This window comes from Rhodoferax sp. GW822-FHT04A08, assembly GCF_058801025.1.
Genome location: NZ_JBXAMW010000004.1, coordinates 173745 through 193773, shown reverse-complemented (window position 1 = coordinate 193773; position 20029 = coordinate 173745). Strand labels below are relative to the sequence as shown.

14 protein-coding genes are annotated in these 20029 nt (G+C 60.3%); 6 read left to right on the top strand and 8 right to left on the bottom strand.

The features are described 5' to 3' along the window. Positions 1-15: 15 nt before the first annotated feature. From AC1RMF_RS10495 to AC1RMF_RS10470, 6 genes are all read right to left on the bottom strand, one after another. Positions 16-1854: an AAA family ATPase gene (locus AC1RMF_RS10495; protein ID WP_493141411.1), complete on the bottom strand. Its 1839-nt coding sequence runs from the start codon at positions 1852-1854 to the stop codon at positions 16-18. A 71-nt stretch (positions 1855-1925) separates the two neighbouring features. Further along, positions 1926-3185 (bottom strand): Zn-dependent hydrolase, encoded by a 1260-nt coding sequence (locus tag AC1RMF_RS10490; RefSeq protein ID WP_493141410.1) that lies wholly within the window; start codon positions 3183-3185, stop codon positions 1926-1928. A 10-nt stretch (positions 3186-3195) separates the two neighbouring features. Then, on the bottom strand, positions 3196-4638 hold the full coding sequence (gene hydA / locus AC1RMF_RS10485; protein ID WP_493141409.1) for a dihydropyrimidinase: 1443 nt from the start codon (positions 4636-4638) through the stop codon (positions 3196-3198). Between the two features lie 77 nt (positions 4639-4715). Then, on the bottom strand, positions 4716-6023 hold the full coding sequence (preA, locus tag AC1RMF_RS10480) for an NAD-dependent dihydropyrimidine dehydrogenase subunit PreA (protein WP_493141408.1): 1308 nt from the start codon (positions 6021-6023) through the stop codon (positions 4716-4718). 48 nt (positions 6024-6071) lie between these two features. After that, the gene (locus AC1RMF_RS10475; RefSeq protein WP_446737988.1) at positions 6072-7436 is read right to left on the bottom strand and encodes an NAD(P)-dependent oxidoreductase; all 1365 of its coding nucleotides are present in this window, start codon (positions 7434-7436) and stop codon (positions 6072-6074) included. Positions 7437-8160: 724 nt separating this feature from the next. After that, a complete protein-coding gene (locus tag AC1RMF_RS10470) occupies positions 8161-10515 on the bottom strand; it encodes a zinc-dependent metalloprotease family protein (protein WP_493141407.1) in 2355 nt (784 codons plus the stop codon). 218 nt (positions 10516-10733) lie between these two features. On the opposite strand from AC1RMF_RS10470, the gene AC1RMF_RS10465 reads away from it, so the two are divergent. Beyond that, a complete protein-coding gene (locus tag AC1RMF_RS10465) occupies positions 10734-11765 on the top strand; it encodes a LacI family DNA-binding transcriptional regulator (protein WP_493141406.1) in 1032 nt (343 codons plus the stop codon). Positions 11766-11886: 121 nt separating this feature from the next. After that, positions 11887-13212 (top strand): glucarate dehydratase, encoded by a 1326-nt coding sequence (gene gudD, locus AC1RMF_RS10460; RefSeq protein ID WP_493141405.1) that lies wholly within the window; start codon positions 11887-11889, stop codon positions 13210-13212. 30 nt (positions 13213-13242) lie between these two features. Here gudD and AC1RMF_RS10455 read toward each other — a convergent pair whose 3' ends face one another. Further along, positions 13243-14163 (bottom strand): LysR substrate-binding domain-containing protein, encoded by a 921-nt coding sequence (locus AC1RMF_RS10455; protein WP_493141404.1) that lies wholly within the window; start codon positions 14161-14163, stop codon positions 13243-13245. Positions 14164-14317: 154 nt separating this feature from the next. On the opposite strand from AC1RMF_RS10455, the gene AC1RMF_RS10450 reads away from it, so the two are divergent. Then, a complete protein-coding gene (locus tag AC1RMF_RS10450; RefSeq protein ID WP_493141403.1) occupies positions 14318-15511 on the top strand; it encodes an acyl-CoA dehydrogenase in 1194 nt (397 codons plus the stop codon). Positions 15512-15644: 133 nt separating this feature from the next. Continuing rightward, positions 15645-16886, top strand: a complete 1242-nt coding sequence (locus AC1RMF_RS10445) for a CaiB/BaiF CoA transferase family protein (protein WP_493141402.1) — start codon at positions 15645-15647, stop codon at positions 16884-16886. Between the two features lie 17 nt (positions 16887-16903). Here the strand turns inward: AC1RMF_RS10445 and AC1RMF_RS10440 are convergent, their stop codons facing one another. Continuing rightward, positions 16904-18340, bottom strand: a complete 1437-nt coding sequence (locus tag AC1RMF_RS10440; RefSeq protein WP_493141401.1) for an ATP-binding protein — start codon at positions 18338-18340, stop codon at positions 16904-16906. A 157-nt stretch (positions 18341-18497) separates the two neighbouring features. Between AC1RMF_RS10440 and AC1RMF_RS10435 the strand changes: the two genes are divergently transcribed. After that, positions 18498-19385 (top strand): EamA family transporter, encoded by an 888-nt coding sequence (locus tag AC1RMF_RS10435; RefSeq protein WP_493141400.1) that lies wholly within the window; start codon positions 18498-18500, stop codon positions 19383-19385. A gap of 83 nt (positions 19386-19468) precedes the next feature. Further along, the gene (locus tag AC1RMF_RS10430; RefSeq protein WP_342619833.1) at positions 19469-20026 is read left to right on the top strand and encodes a hypothetical protein; all 558 of its coding nucleotides are present in this window, start codon (positions 19469-19471) and stop codon (positions 20024-20026) included. The last annotated feature ends 3 nt before the right edge of the window (positions 20027-20029 follow it).

The window sequence follows — 20029 nt, the reverse complement described above, 5'->3', positions numbered from 1 at the left end:
TGGCGACGAATTGTTTCAATGGACGCTCAAAGCAGAGCTCGTGCCACCTGGTTGCAAGACAACCGCCAACCAGTCCCGTAATGCTGACAGTGAGCCTGGATCGTTTGAAAGCAGCCAGTCGACAATTTGTGGGCCATGTGCAGTCTTGTGATACTCCGTACTGGCAATTTCTACAAACACTTTGTTGAGAGCCTTGGCAGCGTGTATCTCGGAGCCTTTGGGATTTTCCGGTTGCAGAAGACACTTATTGTCCTTGCGAGCGTCTTCGAGAGCCTTGGCCACCGTATCGGCAGAAAATTTTCGACCGGCTTCCTCGCTAAGAACGAAAGCTATGGCGTCAGGATGCAGAAAATAGTCCTCCAACATGACCTGCGGCAGAAAGCGGACTATGCCTTCACAGTCCTTTTCGATCTGCCCCACTTCCTCGATTCGCCGCCTCTCTCTATCCAGTGCGATAGCAACCATGGGCGGAGCGAGAAAACTTCCCTCGCTAAGTGTCTTGTATATCTCGGCAACTTTCTTTGGACTGAATTTCCTGGACTCGAAATCACCAGTTGCATGGAGAGGCAAAACGGCAATGCCTTGCGCCTGTGCCGGAAAGTAATGACGAAGCAACTGTGGAAAGACAGCCTCTTCCGTTTCGCCTTCTACCCAAAGAACCTTGTCACAACCGTGTAGGTCGGTCAGACTAATTCCCAGATCAGTAAGACCTGCCTTCAATTCATGAAGCTTCTTCCCAGATGTTTGCTTAATGGTTGTTTGTTGCCCATCGTGTTCAAGAAGCGTGACGGTGGAGGCATTGATGGTGCGGAGCACATCACTTGAATGGGTAGTAACAAAGAACTGATGCCTTCCGCCTATTTCCGCGAGGATTGCCAAGAGCTCGCGTACTGCGCGTGGATGCAGGAATGAGTTGGGTTCTTCAAGCAAAATAACGCGCGGTGTCTGTGCAGTAAGCGCAACGTACAAAATTGCAAGCGCGTTACCAACCCCAGTTCCAACTTGGCTGATTGGTACGGCGAGGTCTCCACGATTCAAACGGGTCTGAGTAGTATGGACTTTCAGCTCAAATGCATTGTTTCCGTTTGGTGGAGCTCCCACCCAATGTATTGTTGGAAAAACCCGGTTTAAGAGGCCGTTTAACTGGTCGAACAACACTTTGTTTGTTGTTTGCAAATAGTTGACACAGTAGGCCAAATTGGCCCCATTCGGCTGCAGCTCTGCGTTCGGATAATGACCGTAAGCCGACTGAACTGCTCTTGCAGATTGGAATCGAAAGATTTTTGCAGAAATAGCATTGCTGATATGTACTATTTCGTCTCCCTCAGTTTGAAACTGAGAAACCTGAATAACTTCGCGGTTTCTAGAAATATATGCCGCTGGAAATGATGTGCCGCCTCTTAAAGAGCGCCATACTGAGGGCCAATGTGAAAACTCAATTTTTGCCAAGAGATGGGCGTTCGAAAAATCACGCTGAACTCCAAAATTGAGCGATTCAGTTTTTAACTTTCGCCTTATCAGGTCAGGATCACTTGTATGAAAGTGGCCTACTTGCTCACCTATACCAATAAAGAATTCACTTGCTGGTGTAATGAGCCGCTGCAGCTCATCTAAAGCAACAGAAAACAAAAGCTCAGTAGTTGGTCTGCTTTGAGGTAAAGCACCTGGTTCATCTGAATTCAGAATGGAACTATGAGGGACTTCAACCAGATCTGCAAATGAAATTGCCTCCAAAACCGAAGTCTTGCCGCTCGAATTCGCGCCTAGGAGAACGTTAAAGCCGGGCGAGAAATTGAACTCAGTAGTTCCATAGAAGCTCTTGTAATTTGAGATTCTTAGTTGCTTCAAATGCATTCCTAGCCTCCATAAAAAAACCCGCAGGCATTCGCTCCGCGGGTCCTATTGTGGCAGTGAGTTAATGGCGTCTATATTGGTTTCGCCCGCTCCAGCATGGCATGCAGCAGCACATTGCAGCCCGCCGTGATGTGCTCGGGCTTGGCATCTTCGATCTCGTTGTGGCTGATGCCGTCCTTGCAGGGGATGAAAATCATGCCGCTGGGAGCCAGCTTGGCCATGTAGACCGCATCGTGGCCGGCACCCGACACGGCGGGCATGTTGGAGTAGCCCAACTTCTTGGCGGCACGGCCCACGGCGTCCACGCAGTCGGCGTGGAAGATCTGCGCGGGGTAGCTGGACACCAGTTCGATCTTGATGTCCACGCCATGCTCCTGTGCGACCTTGGCGGCAAAGGCTTTGACCTCGTCGGCCATCTGGTCCACCAGTGCATCGGTGCTGTTGCGCAGGTCGATGCTGAACTTCACGCGGCCGGGGATCACATTGCGGCTGTTGGGGAACACCTGCACCATGCCCACGGTGCCGCGTCCGTGCGGCGGGTGGCGGTGGGCCGCGGCCACCACGTCCTGCATGATGCGGGTGGCGGCTAAGAGCGAGTCCTTGCGCAAGGCCATGGGTGTGGGGCCCGCGTGGGCTTCCATGCCGGTGACGGTGCAGTCGAACCAGCGGATGCCCAGCACGCCGCTGACCACGCCGATGGTCACGTCGTTGTCCTCCAGCACCGGGCCTTGTTCGATATGGGTTTCAAAGTAGGCGCCGATGGGGTGGTCACCGGGCTCCTGGTCGCCGATGTAGCCGATGCGTTCCAGCTCGCCCTTGACCGACTTGCCCTCGGTATCGGTAGCAGCGTAGGCGTGCTCCAGCGTGAAGGCCTTGGCGAACACGCCCGAGCCCATCATCACCGGCACGAAGCGCGAGCCTTCCTCATTGGTCCAGAACGCCACTTCAATGGGCGCTTCGGTTTCAATGCCGTGGTCGTTGAGGGTGCGCACCACTTCAATGCCCGCCAGCACACCGTAGTTGCCATCGAACTTGCCGCCGGTGGGCTGGGTGTCGATGTGGCTGCCGGTCATGATGGGCGGCAGGCTGTTGTTGCGGCCTGGGCGGCGCATGAAGCCGTTGCCGATCTTGTCGATGGTGACGGTCATGCCGGCCTCGCGCGCCCAGCCGGTCACCAGATCGCGGCCCTGCTTGTCCAGGTCGGTGAGCGTGAGGCGGCAGACGCCGCCCTTGGGCGTGGCGCCGATCTTGGCCAGCTCCATGAGCGAGGCCCACAGGCGCTCGCCGTTGACGCGCAGGGCAGAAATATCGGTTGCTGTTGCAGTGGTCATGGTGTGTTCCTCAGCGTTGGACGGCGGTGGGCTTCAGGGCTTCCGCACGCAATTTCGATGCCTCAAAGTTCGCACTGAAAGCGGGGCGCTTGATGTAGCGTCCCTTGCCACGTACGGCGCGCAGGTCGCCTTGCACGTAGACCAGTTCACCCTGGCTGATGGTGTGGCTGGGAATGCCACGTACGGTGCGGCCTTCAAAGATGTTGAAGTCGCCCTTGCTGTGCTGGGTCTTGGCCGACAGCGTCTTGGTACCGGCCGGGTCCCAGACCACCAGGTCGGCATCGGCACCCACCGACACGTTGCCCTTTTGCGGGTAGATGTTGAACAGCTTGGCGGTGTTGGCCGAGGTGATGGCCACGAACTCGCTGGGCGTGAGGCGCCCGGTGTTCACGCCCGCGTCCCAGATCACGGCCAGGCGCTCTTCCACACCGCCGGTGCCATTGGGGATCTTGGAGAAGTCATCCTTGCCTGCAGCCTTCTGCGCGGCGCAGAAGGTGCAGTGGTCGGTAGCGGTGGTGTGCAGATTGCCGCTTTGCAGTCCGCGCCAGAGGAATTCCTGGTGACCTGCAGGGCGGAAGGGTGGGCTCATCACGTGGGCTGCGGCAGTGGCGAAATCGGGGTTGCGGTACACGCTGTCGTCCAGTACCAGGTGGCCTGCCAGCACTTCACCGTACACGCGCTGACCGCGGGCGCGGGCGCGGGCAATGGCTTCTGCTGCTTCGATGCAGGAGACGTGCACCACGTAAATAGGCACGTTCAGCACGTCGGCAATCGCAATGGCGCGGTTGGCGGCTTCGCCTTCGACCATGGGTGGGCGCGAGAGCGGGTGGCCTTCGGGGCCGGTGATGCCCATCTCGGCCACCTGCTTTTGCAGCAGGTAGACCAGCTCGCCGTTCTCGGCATGCACGGTGGGCATGGCACCCAATTCCAGTGCGCGCTTGAAGCTGTTCACCAGGGTTTCGTCGTCGCACATGATGGCGTTCTTGTAGGCCATGAAGTGCTTGAAGCTGTTCACGCCTTCCTGCTGCACCAGGGTGCCCATGTCGCGCTTGACGGTCTCGTCCCACCAGGTGATAGCGACGTGGAAGCTGTAGTCGCTGGCGGATTTTTCGGCCCATTCGCGCCAGGTCTTGTAGGCCTCCATGATGGGCTGCTTGGGGTTGGGGATGACGAAGTCGATGATGGTGGTGTTGCCACCGGCCATGCCGGCTGCCGTGCCGGTGTAGAAATCATCCATGGTGGTGGTGCCCATGAAGGGCAGCTGCATGTGGGTATGCGGGTCTATGCCGCCGGGCATCACATACTGGCCACCGGCGTCTACCACCGTTGCGCCAGTGGGGGCGCTCAGGCCTTCGCCCACCGCAACGATTTTCCCGTCCTGGGTGAGCACATCGGCAACAAAGGCACGGTCTGCATTGACAACGGTGCCGCCACGAATCAAAAGGCTGGTCATGGAGAGTTCCTCAAGAAATTAGCAGGTTAAGAATAGGGCAGTTCGCAGCACTTGTCACCGAAAAACTGCCCCTGGGCTCAGGCCGCTGTACGCATGGGGTTGTTGGGGTGCGTGGTCCAGTCGGCGTGCTGTGCCTGCACCGTCTTCTGGGTACGCAGGTCCACCTCGCCGGGTGCCAGATCGCGCATGGTGATGCAGTCGGGCACCGGGCAGACGTTGACGCACAGGTTGCAGCCCACGCACTCGTCTTCCTTCACCTCGAAATGGCGCTTGCCATCTTTCTCAAAGGTGATGGCCTGGTGCGAGGTGTCTTCACAGGCAATGTGGCAGCGTCCGCACTGGATGCAGCTGTCCTGGTTGATGACGGCCTTGCTGATGTGGTTGAGGTTGAGGTAGCGCCAGTCCGACACGGTGGGCACGGCCTTGCCCACGATCTGGTCCACGCTGGTAAAGCCCATCTCGTCCATGTAGTTGGACAGGCCGTCCGCCATTTCCTGCACGATCTTGAAGCCATACACCATGGCGGCGGTGCACACCTGCACCGTGCCCGAGCCCAGGGCAATGTAGTCCAGCGCGTCGCGCCAGGTGCCGATGCCGCCAATTCCGCTGATCGGGATTCCTGCGGTCTGCGGATCGCGTGCGATCTCGGCCACCATGTTCAGTGCAATCGGCTTGACGGCCGGGCCGCAATAGCCTCCATGCGAGCCCTTGCCGCCAGTGGAAGGGCTCATGGTCAACGTATACGGGTCCACGCCCATGATGGAGTTGATGGTGTTGATGAGGGATACCGCATCGGCTCCACCCTTCTTGGCGGCGCGTGCGGGTTGGCGGATGTCGGTGATGTTGGGGGTGAGCTTCACGATGACGGGCAGCTTGCTGTACTGCTTGCACCAGGCTGTGACCATCTCGATGTATTCGGGCACCTGGCCCACGGCGGCGCCCATGCCGCGTTCGCTCATGCCGTGCGGGCAGCCGAAGTTGAGTTCGATGGCATCCGCGCCGGTGTCTTCCACGCGCGGCAGGATGGCTTTCCACGACTTCTCTTCACATGGCACCATCAGCGACACCACCATGGCCCGGTCCGACCACAGGCGCTTGACCTCGGTGATTTCGCGCAGGTTGATTTCCAGGTCGCGGTCGGTGATCAGCTCGATGTTGTTGAAACCCATCAGGCGGCGGTCGTTGCTCAGCAGCGCACCGTAGCGGGGGCCGTTGACGTTGACGACCGGTGGGCCAGCTTCGCCCAGGGTCTTCCAGACGACGCCGCCCCAGCCGGCTTCGAAGGCGCGGTTGACGTTGTAGGCCTTGTCAGTGGGGGGAGCGGAGGCAAGCCAGAAGGGGTTGGGGCTCTTGACGCCGACGAACGTGGTTTGCAGATTGGCCATGGTGTTACTTCCAATACGGTATGCGTTGAATTCGGGTGGTGCGCTGAATTACTTGCCAGCGCTCAGGTGTGCATGAATGGCCTTGGCCGAGCGCTTGCCGTGTTCCACGGCCTCCACGGTCAGGTCCAGTCCGCCAGCACGGCAGTCGCCACCGGCCCAGACGCCGGGCAGGTTGGTCTTGCCGTCGTCGTCAGTGGCAATGCGTCCGCTTTGCAGTGTCAGCCCGGCTTCACCCAGTACCGCATTGCCCAGTGTCTGGCCAATGGCCTTGAGCACCGTGTCGGCTTCCCAGGAGATCTCGCGTCCGGTGGGTACCAGCTTGCCATCCACCAGGCTTTGCTCGGCAAAGCGCACTGCGCTGGCGTGGCCATTGCTGCCCACGATTTCCACGGGCGCAAGCCACTGGTGCAGCACCACGCCGTTGGTCTGGGCCCATTCCTGTTCGTCCTTGGAGGCGGACATCTGTTCCGGTCCGCGGCGGTACACCATGTGCACCACCTTGGCGCCCAGCAGCTTGCTTTGCACCGCGGCATCCACAGCCGTCATGCCACCACCGATGACGATCACGCGGCGGCCCACAGGCAGCGTGGAGAGGTCTTCGCATTGGCGCAGCGTGGCAATGAAGTCCACCGCGTCCTGCACGCCGTTCAGGTCTTCACCGGGAACGCCGAGCGACGCGGTACTGGACAAGCCCATGCCCAGGAAAACCGCGTCATAGTCCAGGCGCAGCGTTTCCAGCTGGGCGGCGGTTTCCAGCTTCCAACTGTTGACGATCTTGATGCCACCAATGCCCAGCAGCCATTGCACTTCGGCCTGGGCAAAGTTGTCGGGCGTCTTGTAGCTGGCCAGACCGTATTCATTCAGACCGCCGGCCTTGGGGCGGGCGTCATAGACCACCACGCTGTGGCCCAGACGCGCCAGGGTGTGGGCACAGGCCAGGCCGGCAGGGCCGGCGCCGACCACGGCTACCTTCTTGCCGGTGGATTCTGCGCGGGTAAATATCTGGGGCTGCTTGCTTTCCATCAAGGCATCCACGGCAAAGCGCTGCAGGCGACCGATGGAGACGGGGCGATCTTCCTGGGTGTTGCGCACGCAGACGGCCTCGCAAAGGTTCTCGGTGGGACAGACCCGCGCGCACATGCCGCCCAAGGGGTTGCTGTCCAGAATGGTGCGTGCTGCACCACGCAGGTTGCCCTCGCCAATGCGGCGGATAAAGGACGGCACGTCGATGCTGGTGGGGCAGGCCGTGGCGCAAGGCGCGTCATAGCAGTACAGGCAGCGCTCGGCTTCCAGCAAGGCCTGCGAGGGCGTGAGCCGGGGTGTTGCATCGGCAAAGCGCCGTGCGTATTCATCGGCGGGCAGTCGGCCAGCCTGGATGTCGGGGGATGTGGGGTTGGTGGAAACAGGGCTCACGCGACTCGCTCCTTTTGGTGCAAAACTTAAAAAACTGACCATTTGGTCAAGTAATTGAGCGAATACTAGCAATGCACGTGCCAGCCTGTAAGTAGGGGCTTACCCGATGTCAGTGGAAGGATGCCGGGTGACTCTCCTACGGTTGGCCCACAGGAAACAGCACTGCAACAAAAAGAGGGCCAAGCCCTTTCGACCGCCAAGTCGACAAGAGATTGGCCCTGCGTGGAGGGTGCCGTGCAAACGAAAGTCTCACGGCCCGACTATGGCTACAAGTGGGTGTTGCGTACAAGCTGAAGATCCAGCTTGGGTTCGTCCTCCACGGAAATACCGGCCCTTTCAATAGGTTCAGTGCGGCGTTTGACGAAGACGTCCCAAACAAATCCTTTGGCGTCTATCCCGCGAACCCATTTGGTAGGACGCTCTCCTGGAGTAAGCAATAGGGTGCTGTGCCCATCTGGCCAGACGAGGCTCCAGGAGCGGTCTGTGCCATACCGAAGACGCAGATCACCCACCACCTGGCTGCCGGACCGCGCACCCAGTATTTCCCGAAAGTAAGGGGGTGAATCAACAGCGCTCCTCAACTCCCGGGTAACCGTTGGACCAGATGGATGGCGATCCTGGCGTGTGCACTCCCACAGGCGTCCATCGATCTGCGTACACTGAAAGTTCTGCGCCATGGCGAGCCCTTGCAGTGAAGCCATCCATAGCGGCAGCAGGAGCAATCTCATCGCTGTTGCATCAGACGAAGGAGTTGGAGACGCGCTGCAGGAGGCGGCGCTTCAACAACGGCTTCTTGACGATCCGCCGAGACGGGGTTCAAGGCGGGCTTGGATTGGCTCAGGATCGATCTGCCTGCGTTTCCAGCATATTGGCGTGCAAACGGGAAGACCAGATTTGCCCAGTCGTTGTAGTCACTCAGGACGCTCTTATGGCCGTCTCCATTGATATCCACGCTGAGAAGCGCAGAGGTGATGCTTGCATTGCGGTCCCAATCTGCGTAGGCACCGCTCTTGGCTCCACGTCCCATGTTCTGGGCTTCTGACAAGCTGGATTCGTCCAAAGCACTGCCTGTGCCGTCGGAATAGCTGATGACGAAGTTCACCTTATCACCGCAGGGAGAGCCAATCAGGCTGCATTCAATGGTGTAGTCGTTGTTTGCGTACATTAGCCAGCGTTGATAGGCCGTTGCGGAAGCCGGATCCGGATCAAGACCATCCAACTGGTACATGTAGTTCATGATGCTCCAATAGTTGGGCTTGTAGTTGGTGTTTTCAAACCCGCCATGTCGGAGCCCCAGGTTGTGACCCAGTTCATGCATGATGGTCGATGCCTGCATGTTGATCAGCTTGTTCAGGCTCTGACCGGCGTTGGCGCTGAAACCCCAAGATCCCATGGTGACCAAAAAGTCGTTCCCCGGCAGTTCGGCTACGCCAGAAGAGCCTGCAGAACCGTCTGCCTTTTGGGAGTTGCCCAGAAGCAGGTAGTGAAAGATGGCTCTGCGACGCAGGTCCATGTAAGTGTCTTTCCAGTCGTAGATGCTGCGCATGTTGCTTTGGTTGGCCGTACAGGTTACCTGGTCCAGCGTGACGCAAGGTTCGTATGCAACGGTGCCATTGGGTTGGCCCAGGTTGAAATCGGCCACTGAAAACGTGGAGCTGAACAGATTTCCGGCATCAAAAAATACGTCAATTCCATGGGCTGCGAAGCTATCCACCACCTTTTGCAGAGACTCCTTCCTGGGTTTCACGCCAGGATCGCTGCTCTGCATGCTGTCCACTTCGATGAATATCGCCTTTCTTCCCTGACGCGCGCCCATCGCATACAAGTCCAGGCCAGCAAAGGTGCCACCCGAAATCTTGGCCGTGTTGGGGATGCCGTCGCCGTCTGCATCTATTGCGGAGGCCGGTACATCGTTCATTCCACCGGGCGTTGCCCAGTTGACGCTGGTCCAGTCTGCGGCTGAATGGGTATTGGTGTCGATGATCCGGGGATAGAGTCGCACAATGGCCTTGCCATAGTCCGTGGCGCTGGAGGGCATCGCAGAAACAGATTGGCCGGTCCACTTTGAGGTTGTCACAGGGGTCTGCGTAACGGAGCCGAAGCGGATAAAGTCTGCCGTAGCGCCTGAGTTGAGAAGTTCAATGAACCCATTGGCGTTCCAGAACGGAACCCGGTTGCCAGAGCGCAACCGAATATTCTGGTTATTGCGTTGCGTAAGGTTCTCCGCGTTTCCAGAGATCACCACATAACCGTCGGAAGGAATTGTGATGCTGGGGAGTGCAAAGGTGGAAATCGTGGCAGAGCCTCCAACGGTCGCATCGATGCTGTAAGTCTTTACTGCATAGCTGCTCAGGTTGATCGCCGAAGTAGTGGGGTTGTAGATTTCGAACCAGCAGCCCACGTCATAGTAGTAGCAGCTGGAAACCTCGGAGATGACCAGTTCATTCTGGCCAGGGAGCACTGCGACTTGCGCCTCACCACTGGTAACGCTGCCAGCGCTATTGGTGACTTTCACGGAATATTTGTCACCATTGTTGCCCAAGGACATTACGGCTGAATATGCAGACTGGTTTGCGCCTTGGATGGCCGCACCATTCCTCAACCACTGGTAGCTCAGGGATGGCATCCCGTTTGCGGTGACGGTAAAGCTTGCAGCTTGCCCCACAAGAACCGTCTTTGGCGTGGGTGCCGTCACGATGCTGGGTGCGGCCGCTTGTACATTCAACGTCGCGGTTGCACTGGTAGTAGTGCCGCCTGTGCTGGTCACTGCGACGGATAGGGTGCTGCCATTGTCGGCAAGCGCGGCGTTTGTCCAGTTGTAGGTATCCGAAGTGGCACCCGGTATGTTGACGTTATTTTTCTTCCATTGGTAGGTAACTGCATCCTTGGAAGAGGCGGTGACGCTGAAAGTGGCGGTTTGGGATTCGTAGACGGAGGCAGATATCGGTTGCTTTGTGATGACCGGGGCCGCAACGGAACTCTCAGTGGTAGTGGTGGTGCCTCCCCCACCGCCGCCTCCGCAGCCCGTTATAAAAACGATAGCAAATGCGGTTGCTATCAGCCGTAACTGGTTTTTCATTTTGATTCTCACTATTTGATCATTTGCTTGTGTAGTAGGAAGTTGCACAGATCCCGTGAGGGGAGCAAGCGTCTGGTGGTGCATGTTGTGAAACAGGCGGCCAGATGCTAGGGAGAAGCAAGGAATGAAGACGGATGAAATGTTCGTGTGCGGGCATTGTTCCCCTTCGGACTTGGTTGAGGCGGCTTCATGTGACAGGTGGCGCTAACATCCCCGCCATGAACCTGGACAACAACCCACCCAAGCGCGCGCGCCGTCGCAGCGGAGCTGTCACGCTCCAGGACGTCGCGCAACTGGCCGGTGTGGCGCCCATCACCGTTTCGCGCGCCCTGAATACGCCTGCGCAGGTGTCAGCTGATCTGCTGCGCAAGGTGCAGGACGCGGTGCAGCGCACGGGTTACGTTCCCAACCGCATGGCCGGTGGACTGGCCTCACAGCGCAGCCGCCTGATTGCCGCCGTGGTGCCCAGCACGGTGATGTCGGTGTTCATGGAAACCATAGAAGCGCTCAACACCGTGCTCATGGATGCGGGCTACCAACTCATGCTGGGGCAGTCCAATTACGCGCCTGAGCGCGAGGCCCGTCTGCTGGAAGAGGTGATCGCGCGCCGTCCGGATGGCATCTTCTTGATTGGTCTTCTGCCTTCCGGCGCGAGCCGCACGCGCTTGCTGGCGTCTGGCATTCCCGTGGTGGAGACCTGGGACCTGGGCACTTCGCCGATGGACATGCTGGTGGGTTTCTCCCACGCCGCTATCGGGCGTGCGGCTGCGGATTTCCTGATCGGCAAAGGCCGCACACGCTTGACCATGGTCATGGCCGACGACGCGCGCGCGCAGCGCCGATTTGAAGCCTTTGCAGCCACCGTGGCACAAGCGGGACTGCCGACTGTGCAGGTCATTAATGTGGGTTCCGCGCGCGACATGCACACTGGCCGTCAGGCGTTGACGCAGCTGCTGGCGCAGGCGCCGGATGTGGATGCGGTGTTCTGCAGCTCCGACCTGCTGGCGCTGGGCGTGCTGACGGAGGCGCGTGTACGCAGCGTTGCTGTGCCAGAGCGGCTGGCCATTCTGGGTTTTGGGGATGTTCCGCTGGTGGCCGATCTGGTGCCGGCGTTGAGCACGGTGCGTATCAATGGTGCGGAAATTGGCCGCCTGTCCGCAGAGATGCTGATTGCCCGTGCCGAAGGGCGCAACGTGGACCAGCCCGTGGTGGACGTGGGTTTTTCCATTGTGGAGCGCGACAGCACCTGAATGGGCCGAGTAGGGCTTTGGACAAACAGGCTTGACGCCCAGAATTGGTAGCGCTACCATTCGCACTAATTCAATTTGGTAGCGCTACCAATTCCTTCCATTTCTGCCATAGCCCTCACCCATGACCGCACCCACCATTGCCACGTTACGCGTCATTCCCGTCGCCGGACATGACAGCATGCTCATGAATCTCTCTGGAGCGCATGCGCCCTTCTTCACCCGCAATCTGCTGATCCTGACCGACAACGCGGGTCATACCGGCGTTGGTGAAGTGCCTGGAGGGGAGAAAATCCGGGCTACCTTGGCGGAAGCCAGCAAACTGGTGGTGGGCCAATCGGTTGCCCAGGTGCAGGCCGTGCTCAACGCGGTGCGGGCCCAGTTTGCAGACCGCGACGCAGGCGGCCGCGGCCTGCAGACCTTTGACCTGCGCACCACCATCCATGTGCTCACTGCCATCGAATCGGCCATGCTGGACCTGCTGGGCCAGCACCTGGATTTGCCTGTGGCCGCCCTGTTGGGCGAAGGTCAGCAGCGCGACTCCGTGGAGATGCTGGGCTACCTGTTCTATGTGGGCGATCGCCGACGCACCGATCTGCCATATCGCGATGAAGCGGCGTCTGCAGACCCCTGGTTCCGCCTGCGCAACGACACGGCACTGGACGCCGAGTCCATCGTGCGCCAGGCCGAGGCCGCCCATCAAAAATACGGCTTCAACGACTTCAAGCTCAAAGGCGGTGTACTGGCCGGTGAGGCCGAAGTGGAGGCCGTCACGGCACTGCACGCGCGCTTTCCCAAGGCGCGCGTCACGCTGGACCCCAACGGCGGCTGGCTGCTGAAAGACGCTGTGCGCCTGATGCGCGATACCCGTGGCATCGTGGCCTATGCCGAGGACCCTTGCGGTGCGGAAGACGGTTTCAGCGGACGTGAGGTCATGGCCGAATTCCGCCGTGCCACGGGCTTGCCTACGGCCACCAACATGATTGCCACCGACTGGCGCCAGATGGTGCACGCGCTGTCACTGCAAAGCGTGGACATTCCCCTGGCGGACCCGCACTTTTGGACCATGGCCGGCTCAGTGCGCGTGGCCCAGACCTGCCGCGATTGGGGGCTGACTTGGGGGTCGCACTCCAACAACCATTTCGACGTGTCCCTGGCCATGTTCACCCATGTGGCAGCGGCAGCTCCGGGCAAGGTAACCGCCATCGACACGCACTGGATCTGGCAGGACGGACAAGGGCTCACCAAGGAGCCGTTGCAGATCGTGGGCGGTCATGTGCAGGTGCCACGCAAACCGGGCCTGGGCGTGGAACTCGACATGGCCAAGGTGGAAGCTGCTCACCGCCTCTACCTGCAGCATGGCTTGGGCGCGCGGGATGATGCCATCGCCATGCAATACCTGATTCCGGGTTGGAAGTTCGACCCCAAGCGTCCCTGCTTGGTGCGATAACTCAGCAGCAGCAGCAGCAGCAGCTTGGCGCTAGCGCTGGGTTGCAGCCACGCCGGCGTCCAATGCCTGCCGTACCCAGGCGATGAAATTCAACACTGCTTGGGAGCGCTGGGCACCCATGGGCAACACCAGAAAGTAGCCCCGCTCGCTGGGCAGAGGCGTGGGGTGGGCCAGCGCCAGCTCACCCCGCGCCAGTTCCGCCTCCACCAGCAGGTGCGGCACGAGGGCCACACCCAAGCCCTGTGCCGCCGCTGCACTGGTCATGGAAAACAGCTCATAGCGTGGACCCGCCAATGCATTGGGTGCGTCCACACCCAGGGCCTGGAACCAGTTACGCCAGGCGTCGGGGCGGGTGGACTGCTGCAACAGCGGCATCTGGGTGAGAGCCTCGGGCTTGAGCTTGCGGCGCGCACCCAGTACGCGTGGACTGCAGACGGCTACCACCTTCTCGTCGAGCAGCTTGGTGAACTCAGTACCGGCCCAGCGGTTCATCTGGTCCAGCGTGCCGGCAAATATGGCGGCATCGCATGTGCCGTCGGAGAACATGAACGGTCGTGTGCAGGTGTCCATGTGCACCGTGGTGCCCGGAAAGAGACGGCTGAATTCGCCGAGGCGCGGAATCAGCCACTTCACGGCAAATGTCGGCATGCAGGCCAGGTGCAGGTCACCACCTGGCGCCGAAGTGCCCATGACGTCCAGCGTGTCCTGCTCCAGCGCATCCAGGCGCTGTGCCACGCGGGCCGCGTACTCCGAGCCCGCCGCAGTGGGCTCCATGCCGTGGCGCGTGCGCCGGAACAGCGCAACACCCAGGTATTCCTCCAGGGCAATGATCTGCCGGGAAATGGCACTTTGGGTGAGCGACAGCTCAACTGCCGCGCGGGTCAGGCTACGGTGGCGCACTGCCGCCTCAAAACAGAGGAGCGTGGTGGAAGAGGGCAGCTTGCGGCGCATGGGTGGTGATGGCGTGAAGGGGTAATCCAGATATGCGCTTCAATCATATCTGAGCAAGAAAGCATCGATTGCCTCCCAAGGCGCCCACGCCTAACATGGCGCCTATTCGATCCCGCTGTTTGCGGGCAATTGCAATCCCCCTACGGAGACACCCATGGCAACCGCATTCAACTGGCAAGACCCCTTTCTGCTCGATACCCAGCTGAGCGACGACGAACGCATGGTGCGCGATGCCGCAGCGGCTTACAGCCAGGACAAGCTGCTGCCCCGCGTCACACAGGCGTTTCGCGAAGGCAGTACCGATCCTTCCATCTTTCGCGAAATGGGTGAACTCGGCCTGCTGGGCCCGACCATTCCAGAGGCCTATGGCGGCCCCGGCCTGAACTATGTGGCCTACGGCCTGATTGCCCGCGAGGTGGAGCGCGTGGACAGCGGCTACCGCTCCATGATGAGCGTGCAAAGCTCGTTGGTGATGGTGCCTATCTTTGAATTCGGTACCGAAGCGCAACGTCAGAAGTACCTGCCCAAGCTGGCCACCGGTGAGTGGATTGGCTGCTTCGGCCTGACTGAGCCCGACCACGGTTCTGACCCCGGCAGCATGGCGACTCGCGCACACAAAGTGCCCGGCGGCTACAAACTCAGCGGCTCCAAGATGTGGATCTCCAACAGCCCGATCGCGGACGTGTTCGTGGTCTGGGCCAAGGAAGTTTCAGAAGGCGGCCAGGTCGGCCCCATCCGCGGCTTTGTGTTGGAAAAGGGCATGGCCGGTCTGAGTGCCCCCGCCATCCACGGCAAGGTGGGCCTGCGCGCCAGCATCACCGGCGAGATCGTGATGGACGGCGTGTTCTGCCCCGAAGAGAATGCCTTCCCCGAAGTACGTGGACTCAAGGGCCCGTTCACCTGCCTCAATAGTGCCCGCTACGGCATCGCCTGGGGCGCTTTGGGTGCTGCAGAAGACTGCTGGCTGCGTGCACGCCAGTACACCATGGACCGCAAGCAGTTTGGCCGTCCCTTGGCCGCCAACCAGTTGATCCAGAAGAAGCTGGCCGACATGCAAACCGAAATCACACTCGGTCTGCAAGGTTGCCTGCGTCTGGGCCGCATGAAGGACGAGGGCATTGCATCGGTGGAAATCACGTCCATCCTCAAGCGCAACAGCTGCGGCAAGTCGCTGGACATTGCCCGACTGGCGCGCGACATGATGGGGGGCAACGGCATCAGTGACGAGTTCGGTGTGGCGCGGCATCTGGTGAACCTGGAGGTGGTGAACACCTACGAGGGCACACATGACATCCATGCGCTGATTCTGGGGCGGGCACAGACGGGGATTGCGGCGTTCGGCAATTAAGGTCTTTTGCGGTGCTCTTGTGGTTGCGCAGTTGGGGTAGGGGCGGGCGCCTCCTACTGCGGGTACGCACAAGTCGGCGCCCGCCCCTACCCCAACCGCGCTGCCAACGTATCGGCGCGCCACAGGAAACAACATGACAACTGAAACTACCGGGGCGCTTTCCCATATCAAAGTGCTGGACCTCTCCCGTGTGCTGGCCGGTCCCTGGTGCACCCAGATGTTGGCCGACATGGGCGCCGACGTCATCAAGGTCGAGCGTCCCCAGGTCGGCGACGACACGCGCCACTGGGGCCCGCCCTTTCTGCAGGATGCCGACGGCAACAACACCCAGCAGGCAAGCTACTTTGCTGCCTGCAATCGCAACAAGCGCTCCATCACCATCGACATGTCCAAGCCCGAGGGGCAGGAGTTGATCCGCTCTTTGGCGATGCAAAGCGACATCGTGGTGGAGAACTTCAAGGTCGGTGGCCTGACCCAGTACGGTCTGGACTATGCGAGTTTGAAGAAGCTCAACCCCAAGCTCATCTACTGCTCCGTTACCGGCTTCGGTCAGGACGGTCCCTATGCCGAGCGCGCGGGCTATGACCTGATGATCCAGGCCATGACCGGCATGATGAGCATCACCGGCAAGGCCGAAGGCGAGCCCATGCGTGTGGGCGTGGCCATCATCGACGTATTCACCGGTGTCTATGCGTGCAGCGCCATCCTGGCGGCGCTGGAAGTGCGGCACCGCACCGGCGAGGGTCAGCACATCGACATGGCCTTGCTGGACGTGGGCATGGCCATCTTGGCGAATCAGGCCGCAGGCTTTCTCAACACCGGCAAGGTGCCCATGCGCCAGGGCAACAGCCACCCCAGTCTGGCGCCCTACCAGGACTTCGAAACGGCGGACGGTGCCATGCTGCTGGCCATAGGCAATGACGGGCAATTCGCCCGCTTCTGCGAAGTGGCTGGCCATCCGGAATGGGCGCAGGATGCGCGCTTTGCCACCAACACCACCCGCGTAACCCACCGTGTGGCGCTGGTGGAGTTGATGCTGACGGCGACGCGCCAACGCACCACGGCGCAGTGGATTGCCGCGCTGGAAGACAAGGCCGTGCCCTGCGGTCCCATCAACCACATGGGCCAGGCTTTTGCCGATGCCCAGGTACTGCACCGTGGGCTCAAGGTCACGCAGACCACTTCGGACAGCGTACGCGCCAGCACCGGTGTGGCGTCCATTGCCAGCGTGGCCAGTCCGCTGCGCCTGGGTAGCACCCCGCCGGTGCTGCGCAATCCGCCGCCAGCTCTGGGCGAGCACACGCAGTCCATCTTGCAGGAGATGGGGTTCGATGTCGCCAGGATCGCCGCACTCAGGGAGGCTGCGGTTATCTAACCTGGCACAGCCAGCGCCTACATTGCCCCGGGTGTGCGCTGCGGGAACCGCAGCACCACCTGGGTGCCACTTCCCGCCGAAGAGACGGCCCGGATGTCGCCCGCAAGAATGCTGTTGACGATACGGAAACAGATCGCCATCCCCAGGCCTGATCCGCCCTGTCCGAGCCGGGTGGTGAAGAAGGGCTCGAACATGCGGCTTCTGGTCGCAGCGTCCATGCCCACACCGTCGTCTGCCACGGTCAGCGTCAACTGCCCGTTTTCCGTTTGGGCACTGATTTCGACGTTGCCGTATTCGCGCTCCCCGAAGCCATGAATGATGGCGTTCTGCACCAGGTTGGTTATGACCTGTCCCAAGGGGCCGGGGTAACCGTCGCAGGCGATACCGGGTTCGATGGCGTTGGTCAGAACCCAGGGTTTGTGCTTGATGCCGGGGCGCAGGGTCTCCAGATTCTCTTCCACCACTTCGCGCAAATCGAAGGGACGTCGGCGCTCTGACACCTGGTCAATGGCAACCTGCTTGAAGCTCGTGATCAGGGTGGCTGCGCGATTGACCGAGCGGTCGGCAAGCCGGGCCATTTCCGCAGCAGACTGCAGGCCGTTGACAAGTTGTGATCTTTTGATGGTGCCCGAGTCAACCTTTCGCCCGATGTTCTGCAGGTGATCGTCCAGCGTCGACAGGATCGTGACCGAATTGCCAATGGGTGTGTTGAGCTCATGGGCAATGCCTGCCACCATGGTTGCAAGCGATGCCAGCTTCTCGGAATGGATCAGTTCTTCCTGCATGCTTTGCAGACGGGTCAGCGCGTCCTGCAGATCCTGTGTCCGTTGTGCTACCTTGGAGTCCAGATCGCGGTTGAGTTCGACCAGGCTTTGGTTCAGTTGGACAGCGCGCGCATATTGTTCCCGCACGCTGCTGGTCATGGCGATGCCCAATACGGCACCAAAGCCGCAGACCATGCCAAAGGTCAACGCCCATACCGCAGGTTCGCGTGGCGCCGTAGGGAGTTGGCCGGTCTGCTGCATCCAGGCCAGCGCCACAAGCCCGACGGTCACGATGGCCAGCAATGCCAAGGTCTGGCTGCGCCGCAGCAGCCAGCCACTGAGCATGGTGGCAATGGGCAGCAGCAGCAAGGCGGGTGTCTGAAAGCCCGACACGGTAAAGCCGCGGTGCAAGGCCACAACAACCAATGCGGCAATGAACAGGAAGAACGCCCACTGGAACTTCTTCTTTCGCAGCAGCCAGAGCACTACCAGTATGTTCAGAAGGAACAGGGTCAACGTGACATAGGCAACGGTCCCATGCAGCAGGTAGATATACAGGCTGACGATGGCCACGGCCAGCACAATGAAGAAGATGACCCAGCGGATGACTGCTTCACCGCGCGTGTCAATGAACATCCTGATGGGGTCGGATGCACGGTGCGCGGCGGGTGGTTCGTTTGATCCGTTCATTCTGGGCGGTTGCAGGCCTGCGATCCGGCCTCCTGCTGCATCCTGAAAAAAATACTGATTGGGTGGGATTGTGTCAGGCCAGAGCGGCTTTGCGTTACCGGTCATGCGAGCAGGGTTATGGACAAGCCGGACGAAGTCGCTCGGGTACAGTAGGGACATGCCAGCAGCTCTTCCTTTGCGCCACTTTCTACTTGCCCTGGCGGTGGTAGCTGTTTGGGGCACCAACTTCGTCGTCATCAAACTCGCCCTGGGTCATTTGCCGCCCCTGCTGTTTGCGGCGCTGCGTTTCACCCTTGCCCTGTTCCCGGCAATGCTGTTTCTGCCGCGGCCCAATGTGGGGTGGCGCAATCTGGCCCTGTATGGCGTATTGATCGGCGTGGGCCAGTTCGGTCTGTTGTATCTGGCCATCAATGGCCACATCTCCCCGGGCATCGCTTCACTGGTCGTGCAGACGCAGGTCTTCTTTACCATCGGCCTTTCCATGCGCATGCGGGCCGAACGGGTGCAGCCGTTCCAGTGGCTGGCGCTGGCACTGGCCACAGCGGGCATTGCCACCATCGGCATGCATACCGATGGCACGACCACCGTACTGGGCTTGCTGCTGGTGCTGGGCGCCGCCCTGTCCTGGGCTGGCGGCAACATTGCGGCCAAGGAGGGTAAGCCGGACAACATGGTGGCCTACGTGGTGTGGTCCAGCGCGTTTGCGGCACCTCCGCTGTTTGTCCTGTCGTATCTGTTTGAAGGGGGCGATGCCATCCTGCATGGGCTGCGTGACGCGGACCTGGCAACCTGGCTTGCCGTGGTCTGGCAGTCCTGGGGCAATTCACTCTTTGGCTATGCCGCATGGGGCTGGTTGCTGGCACGTCATCCGGCTGCCACCATCACGCCGATGGCGCTGCTGGTTCCGGTGTTTGGCATGGGTGCTTCAACCTGGTGGCTGGGCGAGTCGCTGCCGCTGTGGAAACTGACGGCAGCAGCCCTGGTCATGGGCGGTCTGGCGGTGAATCTGTTGTGGCCCACCCTGAAGCGCGCTTTCGGCCGTTGAATCAACGCCGCGGCTAGATAGCCGGAATTGCCCCGCTATTTGCCCTTTATTTCTGCGTTGACGGATTGACACCGTCTCCATACTTGTCCCAGACCTTCACCCACTGGGGACGTGCCATGCAGATTGGCCAGCTAAACAACCTTATCTATCCCGACTTCGGCAGCCAGTCCGCGACCGCCAGCCCGGCCAAGGACACCACTGTCCGCCCGACGCCGGCTGCGCAGGACGCGCCCGGTGTCATTGCGACTATTCAGACCACCCGTGACACTGCACCTGCCGCCCCTGTGCCTGCGGATCTGGTGTATTCCAATGGGAGCAAAGCCAACGCTGCGTCCGATAGCGACGCAGATGCCGCACGCGCAAGCGAGCAATATCGCCAAGCCGTCGCGCGCAGTGCCGATTCCCCTAGCAGCTTGTCACTGGACAAGGACGGTGTGCTGGTCTCCAGGCCCGCTACGCAGGACAGCTCATCGCAGGCCTTTGTAACCTTTGCCGTCAACACCATGCGCCAATACGCCGATGAGCAGGAGCGGCAAAAGTCGCTTGCCAAGGAAACACAAACTGACAGTTCTGCCTCGCGGATACCGCGCAGCCTGGGGGACGTGCAGAAACTGGCATCACGCTTCAAACTGTTTGCCTGAAGG